The organism is Sphingomonas sp. Leaf22, from assembly GCF_001421715.1.
In the GTDB taxonomy this organism is placed as follows: Bacteria; Pseudomonadota; Alphaproteobacteria; order Sphingomonadales; family Sphingomonadaceae; genus Sphingomonas.
This window is the reverse complement of sequence record NZ_LMKP01000008.1, coordinates 77,911-86,877: the sequence shown is the minus strand read 5'-3', so window position 1 is coordinate 86,877 and position 8,967 is coordinate 77,911. Positions and strand designations below refer to the sequence as shown.

The 8,967-nt window shown below is 65.4% G+C and carries 8 protein-coding genes; 5 read left to right on the top strand and 3 right to left on the bottom strand.

Going from position 1 to position 8,967, the window contains the following annotated elements; genetic code table 11:
- Positions 1 to 205: 205 nt before the first annotated feature.
- On the bottom strand, positions 206 to 1,417 hold the full coding sequence (locus ASE70_RS05625) for an LL-diaminopimelate aminotransferase (protein WP_056397972.1): 1,212 nt from the start codon (positions 1,415 to 1,417) through the stop codon (positions 206 to 208).
- A 77-nt stretch (positions 1,418 to 1,494) separates the two neighbouring features.
- Here ASE70_RS05625 and ASE70_RS05620 point away from each other — a divergent pair, with 77 nt between their 5' ends.
- From ASE70_RS05620 to clpS, 3 genes are all read left to right on the top strand, one after another.
- Entirely contained in the window at positions 1,495 to 3,240 is a 1,746-nt protein-coding gene (locus ASE70_RS05620) for a PHA/PHB synthase family protein (protein ID WP_056502258.1), read from the top strand.
- Between the two features lie 82 nt (positions 3,241 to 3,322).
- Positions 3,323 to 4,189 carry a phasin family protein gene (gene phaP / locus ASE70_RS05615; RefSeq protein ID WP_235519625.1) on the top strand — a complete coding sequence of 289 codons (867 nt, stop codon included), beginning with the start codon at positions 3,323 to 3,325 and terminating at the stop codon, positions 4,187 to 4,189.
- Between the two features lie 159 nt (positions 4,190 to 4,348).
- Positions 4,349 to 4,675 (top strand): ATP-dependent Clp protease adapter ClpS, encoded by a 327-nt coding sequence (gene clpS / locus ASE70_RS05610; RefSeq protein WP_066688376.1) that lies wholly within the window; start codon positions 4,349 to 4,351, stop codon positions 4,673 to 4,675.
- Between the two features lie 26 nt (positions 4,676 to 4,701).
- On the opposite strand, the gene ASE70_RS05605 is transcribed toward clpS, so the two are convergent.
- On the bottom strand, positions 4,702 to 5,040 hold the full coding sequence (locus ASE70_RS05605) for a hypothetical protein (protein WP_056502255.1): 339 nt from the start codon (positions 5,038 to 5,040) through the stop codon (positions 4,702 to 4,704).
- A 252-nt stretch (positions 5,041 to 5,292) separates the two neighbouring features.
- Here ASE70_RS05605 and murA point away from each other — a divergent pair, with 252 nt between their 5' ends.
- Both murA and ASE70_RS05595 read left to right on the top strand, forming a co-directional pair.
- Positions 5,293 to 6,576, top strand: a complete 1,284-nt coding sequence (murA, locus tag ASE70_RS05600) for a UDP-N-acetylglucosamine 1-carboxyvinyltransferase (protein ID WP_056502248.1) — start codon at positions 5,293 to 5,295, stop codon at positions 6,574 to 6,576.
- Between the two features lie 107 nt (positions 6,577 to 6,683).
- Positions 6,684 to 7,823, top strand: coding sequence for an aldose epimerase family protein (locus ASE70_RS05595; protein ID WP_056502247.1), 1,140 nt, complete (start codon positions 6,684 to 6,686; stop codon positions 7,821 to 7,823).
- Positions 7,824 to 7,890: 67 nt separating this feature from the next.
- Here ASE70_RS05595 and ASE70_RS05590 read toward each other — a convergent pair whose 3' ends face one another.
- Positions 7,891 to 8,844, bottom strand: coding sequence for a cation diffusion facilitator family transporter (locus ASE70_RS05590; RefSeq protein ID WP_056397959.1), 954 nt, complete (start codon positions 8,842 to 8,844; stop codon positions 7,891 to 7,893).
- Positions 8,845 to 8,967 lie beyond the last annotated feature (123 nt).

Here is an 8,967-nt window from a genome sequence, read left to right as displayed (position 1 = left end):
CGAACCAAACGCGCCTCCAAGACCCAACAGATGCTCGAGATCACCCTCGACATCTTCCTCGCCAGAAAACGTCTACAGAGTCCGAAGTGAACACTCCCTTGAACAAGGGAGGGGTCGGGGGTGGGTTGGCCCGTTGTTGCACGGCAGCCTTCCCTCGCGGGCCGACCCACCCCCGCCCCCTCCCTGTCAGGGAGGGGAGAAGAGATTACCCCGCGCTGCGTCCCGCCGGCGTATTCACCCCCATCGATTGCAGATACTTCTTTACGTTGCGCGCCGCCTGTCGCAGCCGCTGTTCGTTCTCGACCATGGCGATGCGCACATAGCCCTCGCCATTCTCACCATAGCCGACGCCCGGCGCGACCGCGACCTTCGCCTCGGTCAGCAGCTGCTTGGCGAATTCGAGCGATCCCAGATGCGCGAGGGCGGGCGGCAGCGGTGCCCAGGCGAACATCGACGCGCGCGGGGAGGGGATGTCCCAGCCGGCACGACCGAAGCTTTCGACCAGTACGTCGCGGCGCTTGTGATATAGCTGGCGATTCTTCTCGACGATATCCTGCGGACCGTTGAGCGCGGCGCAGGCCGCCGCCTGGATCGGGGTGAAGGCACCGTAATCGAGATACGACTTCACCCGAGTCATCGCCGCGATCAGCTTCTTGTTGCCCACCCCGAAGCCCATCCGCCAGCCGGCCATCGAATAGGTCTTGCTGAGCGAGGTGAATTCGATCGCGACGTCCTTCGCCCCCTTCACCTGGAGGATCGAGGGCGTCGGGCAGCCGTCATAATAGAGCTCGGAATAGGCGAGGTCGGAGATGACCCACAACCCATGTTCCTTCGCGAACGCCACGACGCGCTCGTAAAAGGCGAGGTCGACGACTTCGGCGGTCGGGTTCGACGGATATCCCATCACCAGCACGCTGGGCTTGGGCACGGTGAACGCCATAGCGCGTTCGAGGCTTTCGAAATAATGTTCGTCGGGCGTGGTCGGCACGGCGCGGATCGTCGCCCCGGCGATGATGAAACCGAACATGTGGATCGGGTAGCTGGGATTGGGCGCGAGGATCACGTCGCCCGGCGCGGTGATCGCGGTGGCGAGGCTGGCGAGACCCTCCTTCGACCCCATCGTCACCACGACTTCGCTGTCGGGATCGATGTCGACGCCGAAGCGGCGGCCGTAATAATTGGCCTGTGCGCGGCGCAGGCCCGGAATGCCGCGCGACTGTGAATAGCCGTGCGCGGAGGGCTTGCGCGCGACCTCTACCAGCTTTTCGATGACGTGGTCGGGCGGCGGCAGATCGGGGTTGCCCATGCCGAGGTCGATAATGTCCTCGCCACCGGCACGCGCCGCCGCCCGCATCGCGTTCACTTCCGCGATGACATAGGGGGGCAGGCGTTTCATGCGGTAGAATTCGTCGGACATTCTCGTTCCTTTCGGGTGCATCCTTACGCTACGAAGCCGCTGACCGGTAGAGCGCCCGGGCCGCCATGGAGAGGAAAATGACCGAATCGACCGCGAAGCCGACCGGAACGGCCGATCCGGCCCTGCCGACCATGTCGCTCGAAGAGATGCAGCACTGGACGCAGATGCTCGGCCGTGCGCAGCAGATGATGCTCGAACAGGGCATCGACCTAATGGAACGCGCGCCCGCCTTGCCCGACCCGACCGGCATGCTGAAGGTGCAGACCGACTTCTGGACCGATACGATGAAGCTGTGGCAGCGCTTCCTCGACCCCGCCAATGCGACGCCGGTCGACGAATCGCCCGAACGCGCCCGCGACAAGCGGTTCAAGGCCAAGCAATGGCATGACGACCCGGTGTTCGCCTTCATCCGACAGAGCTATTTCCTGATCGCCGACCACATGCTGAAGGGCGTCGATGCGATCGACGGCGTCGATGCCAAGCAGAAGGAGCAGCTGCGCTTCGCCACGCGCGGGCTGATCGACGCGATGAGCCCGACCAACTTTCCCACGACGAACCCGCTGGTCGTCGAGAAGATCATCGAGACGCGCGGCGAGAACCTGCTGAAGGGCATGCAGAACATGCTGGCCGACATGGCCCGGGGGCAGATGACGCAGAGCGACACCAGCGCGTTCGAACTGGGCCGCAACGTCGCGATGACACCGGGCAAGGTCATCAAGCGCACGCCGCTCTACGAACTGATCCACTATGCGCCGACCACCGAAAAGGTCGGGGCGATCCCGCTGCTGATCTTTCCGCCATGGATCAACCGCTTCTACATTCTCGACCTGACGCCCGAGAAGAGCTTCATCCGCTGGGCGGTCGAGCAGGGTCTGAGCGTCTTCGTCGTGTCGTGGAAATCGGCCGATGCGTCGATGAAGGACGTGACGTGGGACGATTATGTCGTGCGCGGGCAGATCGACGCGATCGATACGGTGCGCGCGGCGCTGGACGTCGAATCGGTGCATGCCATCGGATATTGCGTGGCCGGGACCACGCTGGCGGCGACGCTGGCGCTGCTGGAGGCACGCGGCGAGGCGGCCAAGGTCGCCACCGCCACCTTCTTCACCGCGCAGGTCGATTTCAGCCAGGCCGGCGAATTGTCGCTGTTCGTCGATGACGAGCAGCTGAAGATGATCCGGCAGGTCGGCAAGGACGGCTATCTCGACGGGCGATACATGGCCGCGACGTTCAACCTGCTGCGCGGGCGCGACCTGATCTGGAACTACGTCACCAACAACTATCTGCTCGGCAACGATTATGCGCCGTTCGACCTGCTCCACTGGAACGCCGACGTCACCAACCTGCCGGCGAACTGGCATCTGGGGTATCTGACCGACCTGTACCGTGACAACCGGCTGGTGCAGGCGGGGTCGATGACCGTCGACGGCACGCCGATCGACCTGACCACCATCAAGACCCCATCCTATATCCAGGCAGGTCGCGAGGATCATATCGCCCCGCCCGAAAGCGTGTGGAAGGTAACCGAGCATTTCGCCGGGCCGTTGCGGTTCGTGCTGGCGGGATCGGGGCATATCGCCGGCGTCGTGAACCCGCCGTCCGCCGGCAAATATCAATATTGGACCAACGACGAACCAGCCGACTCGCTTGCCGCCTTCGTCGCGGGGGCGAAGGAGATTAAGGGCAGCTGGTGGCCGGACTGGCGGCAATGGATTGCGGCGGCGGACGGCGGTGCCGTACCGGCGACCGGGGCGCGCATTCCCGGTGGCGGCAGTGCAGCAGCATTGGGCGACGCGCCGGGAGAATATGTCCGAACCCGATAAGAACATTTGATTTTTCTATCTGTATATTTATGCTGCGGCGCAACAAAATCGTCTTGAAAGCGTCACGCCGATCGATTAGGTGATGCGCCGCAGCAGTAATCAGATGGAGGATGTCCGAGTGGCCATCAGAGGTCCGAAGACCGGCACGCGCAAGCCTGCCATTTCCCGATCCACCCGACCGGTCGCCACGGCACCCGTCGAGGCTGCCGCGCCGGAAGCCGTGGTGCCGCCCGCCGAACCCGAACAGGCGGAAATTCCGCCCGTGCCGTTCGTGGCGGCGCCCAAGCCGGCTCCCGTCGAATTGCCTTTCAAGACCGAAACCGCCGCCGCCGTCATTCCGACGCCGCCGGTCGAGCCGGTCGTGGAAGTCGCCGAAACCGCGGTCGAGACCAGCACGGTCATGGCCGAGGAAACCACCGCGGCGGTCGAAACCGTAACCGCACAAGTCGAGGAAAAGACCATGGACGTCACCAACGAAGCGACCGCCACCGCCCAGAATACCGCCAACAAGGCGCAGAACTTCGCACAGGACGCCGCGAACAAGGCGCAGGCCGTGTCGACCGAGTTCAACGAAAAGGCGAAGGCCGCCATGGAAAAGGGCGCCAAGGGCTTCGAGGAAATGAACGAGATGGCCAAGGGCAACATCGAAGCGATGGTCGAAGCCAGCCGCATCGCCGCCAAGGGCCTTGAAACCCTGGGTCAGGAAATGGCCGATTTCGGTCGCAAGTCGTTCGAACACGCGACGTCGACCGCCAAGACGCTCGCGACGGTGAAGTCGCCGGCCGAGTTCATGAAGCTGCAGTCGGACTTCGTCCGTCAGTCGTTCGACTCGTTCGTCGCCGAAGCGTCGAAGACCACCGAAATGATGATCAAGCTGGCCGGCGACGCCGCGCAGCCGATCAGCAACCGCGTTGCGGTTGCCGCCGACAAGGTGAAGACCACCGCGTAAGCGGTCGGTTACCTTTACGGATTAACGAAGGGGGCGGTCGCGCGAGCGGTCGCCCCTTTTGTCATTTCCAAATCGGCGCATATGACCACGCACCCCCTTGCCCTGTCCGGCCCGCATGCCATATTTTGTGGCGACATGTCTCGACAGCTTTGCATCCAGATGGCCGGCGACGACCGCGACCATGACGACGACCGCTCGACCGGTCTCGGCGTCGCCACCCAAACCCGCGTCAAGAAGCCCACGCCCTACCGCGTGCTGATGCTGAACGACGATTACACGCCGATGGAATTCGTTGTCCTGTGCCTGCAACGCTTCTTCCGCATGAGCATGGAGGAAGCGACGCGGGTGATGCTGCACGTCCACCAGCGCGGCGTCGGCGTGTGCGGCGTCTTCACCTACGAGGTGGCGGAGACCAAGGTGGCGCAAGTCATGGACTTCGCCCGCCAGAACCAGCACCCGCTGCAATGCACGCTGGAAAAGGCTTGAGCCCGGCTTCCGCCTGATACCCTTCGTCAGTTCATGCGACTGGTCGTCCGGTCGCAAAGCCGAAGATGAATCGCATGGGTGACGACCAGCAACAGCGCCGCCGTCAGCAGGGCGGGCAATACCGACCCGTCCGACCCCGGCGGCTGGGTCTGCACGGGTGCGGTAATCTGGATGGTCGTCAGGACGATCGCCGCCAGCACCGGTGTGAACGCCAGCGCAAGGCGGCGCGGCGCGGTCCAGTTCACACGACCCGACAGCGACCATTGCATCGGTAACCGTGCGATCCCGCGGTGACGCCGATCAAAGCGGACCGACATAACGATCAGCGTTGCGAGCGTCAGCAACGTAACGGCGATTCCGGTCACCGATCATCTCCACCATAGCCCCGATGACGAGAGAATGACCCGAACCCCGCGGCCAGGCAACGGGTGACATAGATCCTCCCCGTTCACGGGGAGGGGGACCAGCCGCAGGCTGGTGGAGGGGGTGGGCCGTAGTCGGCACCGTTGCGTTCGCGGGGCACCCCCTCCACCATCGCCTTCGGCGACGGTCCCCCTCCCCGTGCCGGGGATTGCAGGCCTCTTGCTTGTGTGTTGCGACCCACTAGAAGCTGCCCCATGGATCGTATCGTCATTCGCGGCGGCAATCGCCTGTCCGGCCGCATCGTCATTTCAGGCGCGAAGAACGCCGCACTCACCCTGTTGCCGTGCGCGCTGCTGACCGAAGAGCCGCTGACGCTGCGCAATCTGCCGCGGCTGGCCGACGTCGACAGCTTTGGCCATCTGCTCAATCAGTTCGGCGTATCGACCACGATCGAGGGATCGCACCCCAGCGAATTCGGCCGGGTGATGACGCTGCGTGGCCAGCGGCTGACGTCGACGGTCGCGCCCTATGACATCGTCCGCAAGATGCGCGCGTCGATCCTCGTGCTCGGGCCGCTGGTCGCGCGCGCCGGTGAGGCGACGGTGTCGCTGCCCGGCGGCTGCGCGATCGGCAACCGTCCGATCGACCTGCATCTGAAGGCGCTGGAGGCACTGGGTGCCGAGATCGAGCTGGCCGCGGGCTATGTGAAGGCGACCGCCCCCGGCGGACGTCTGCCCGGCGGCCGCTATCGTTTCCCGGTGGTGTCGGTCGGCGCGACCGAGAATGCGGTGATGGCGGCGGTGCTGGCGAAGGGCACCAGCGTCCTCGAAAACGCGGCGCGCGAGCCCGAGATCGTCGACCTTTGCCGCTGCCTCGTCGCGATGGGGGCGAGCATCGACGGCATCGGCAGCGACACGCTGACCATCGAGGGGCGCGACAAGCTGCACGGCGCGACCTATGCGGTGATGCCCGACCGGATCGAAGCGGGCAGCTATGCCTGTGCCGCCGCGATCACCGGCGGCGCGGTCGAGCTGGCCAATGTCGTGGCCAGCGACATGCGCGCGACGATCGACGCACTGGTCGAGGCGGGCGTGGCAGTGCGCGAGGAAGCGACCTCGCTGTTCGTCGAGGCGAGCGGTGATATCCGTCCGATCAACCTGTCGACCGCACCCTATCCCGGGTTCGCGACCGACATGCAGGCACAGTTCATGGCGCTGCTGGCACGCGCCGACGGTGCCAGCGTGCTGACCGAGACGATCTTTGAAAACCGCTACATGCACGTGCCCGAACTGGCGCGGATGGGGGCGGACATCACCGTCACCGGCCGTTCGGCGGTGGTGCGCGGGGTCGCCGGACTGGTCGGTGCGCCGGTGATGGCGACCGACCTGCGCGCATCGATGAGCCTCATCATCGCCGGGCTTGCGGCGGAGGGCGAGACGTCGGTCAGCCGCGTCTATCACCTCGACCGCGGCTATGAGCGGCTGGAGGAAAAGCTGCAGGCGGTCGGTGCCGATATCGAGCGGCTCGGCGACGGCTGAGCTTTGCGCCGCTCGCCGCTTGAACAAGCCGTTATTGTCTGACTATACCCCTCCCGACGAACCGGACGCGGCGCGATAGCCCCGCCGGTGGCTTTGGGAGGGTGACGATGAAAAAGGCGATTTCGATCAGCGCGTTGGCGGTGGCGACCCTGTTGTGTGCGGGGACCGCCAACGCGGCGACGGCCAAGCGGTCGAGCTTCGGCAAGCTGCCCGACGGTACCGCGGTCGAGATGGTGACGCTGACCGGCAGCAACGGCGTCAGCGCCCGGATCATGACGCTGGGCGCGACGTTGCAGGCGCTCAACGCTCCGGATCGCAAGGGCAAGGTCGCCGACGTCACGCTCGGCTATGACGATGCCGCCAGCTATGTCACCGCGCCCAATTACTGGGGCCAGACGATCGGCCGCTATGCCAACCGCATCGCCGGCGGCAAGTTCACGCTCGACGGGAAGGCATATCAGCTGACCCGGAACGATAAGGCCAATTCGCTGCACGGCGGCACGGACGGCTTCGACAAGCGCGTGTGGCGGATCGTGTCGGTCAAGGACGGCCCGAGCGCGTCGGTGACGATGACGCTGAACAGCCCGGCCGGCGATCAGGGCTATCCCGGCACGCTCGACGTGACGGTGACCTATGCGCTCGACGACAAGGGCGCGCTGACCATCGATTTCGATGCGAAGAGCGATGCGCCGACCATCGTCAACCTGACCAACCACGCGCTGTTCGACATGGGCGGCGAGGGTAGCGCATTGGGCACAATGACCCACAAGCTGACCATTCCGGCCAGCCGCTACACGCCCGTCAACGACGCGCTGATCCCGACCGGCGAGCGTCGTCCGGTCGCGGGCACGGTGTTCGATTTCACCCGCGGGCGGATCGTCGGACAGGATGTCCGCGACGGTCGCGATCCGCAGATCGTCGCCGGGCGCGGCTATGACCATAATTTCGTGCTCGATGCCGGGATTACGCGTGAACCCAAGCTTGCCGCACGCCTCGAAGACCCGGCATCGGGCCGCGTGCTCGAAGTGCTGACGACCGAACCGGGCGTGCAATTCTATTCGGGCAATTTCATCGACGGGACGCTGATCGGCAAGAATCGCCATGTCTATCGTATGGGCGACGGCATCGCGCTCGAACCGCAGAAATTCCCCGATACGCCCAACCAGCCGGCATTCGGATCGGCGCGGGTCGAACCGGGCAAGCCGTACCATCACCGCATGATCTATCGCGTGTCGGTGGCACGGTAAGTTTCACCAAGGGAAAGCGTATCCCCGCCTGCGCGGGGATACGCTTATGGGGCGCAGACCAAAGCCCTCAATGCGCGTGGGTCAGCGCGCAATCGTCGCCGGTCTCGACCTGCACCGTCGCATGGCCGATGCCGAACGCCTGCTCCAGCCGTTCCGACAGGTCGGTCAGGAACGCGTCGCCCGGATGCCCGTCGGGCATCACCAGATGCGCGGTCAGCGCGGTTTCGGTGGTGCTCATCGGCCAGATGTGCAGGTCGTGCACCCGCGCGACGCCCGGCAGACCGGCCAGCAGCGCCTCGACCGCCGCCGCATCGATCCCGCGCGGCACCGCCTGTAGCGCGAGGAGCAGCGATTCGCTCAGCAGGCTCCACGTTCCGATCAGGATGATCGCGACGACCGCAAGGCTGACGACCGGATCGATCCATCCCGCCCCGGTCCACAGGATCGCCAGCCCGGCGATCACCACCCCCGCCGACACCGCCGCATCGGCCGCCATGTGCAGATATGCGCCGCGGATATTGACGTCGCCATGCCGCCCGCGCGCGAACAGCAGTGCGGTGGCAAGGTTGACGACGATCCCGGCCAGCGCGACCCAGACGACCGGCCAGCCATCGATCGGGCGCGGACTGCCCAGCCGCTGGATCGTTTCGAGCAGGATCGCCCCGACCGCGATCAGCAGCACCAGCGCGTTGGCGAGCGCGGCGAGGATCGTCGACGCGCCAAGGCCATAGGTGAACCGCCGCGATGCCGGCCGCTTGGCCAGTTCGACCCCGCCCCATGCGATCAGCAGCCCCAGCACGTCCGACAGATTGTGCCCGGCATCGGCAAGCAGCGCCATCGAATCGAACCAGAAGCCCGCCGCGCCCTCGACCAGCACGAAGCCGATGTTGAGCAGCGTTCCGATCGCAAAGGCGCGGCCGAAATCGGCAGGGGCATGCGAATGGCCCAGATGCCCGTGCGACCCGTGCTGGTGATGACCATGCCCGGAATGGTCGCCATGGTCGTGATGATGATTGCCCATGGCCCGCTTCTGACAGGTGGGTCGTGCCGAGGCCAGATGCGATGCGGTTCGTGGCCGCAACCGGGGTCGGCGGGGACGACGGACATGGGCCACAGGCCGGCATCGATCGCAGCCTGTTGTCGG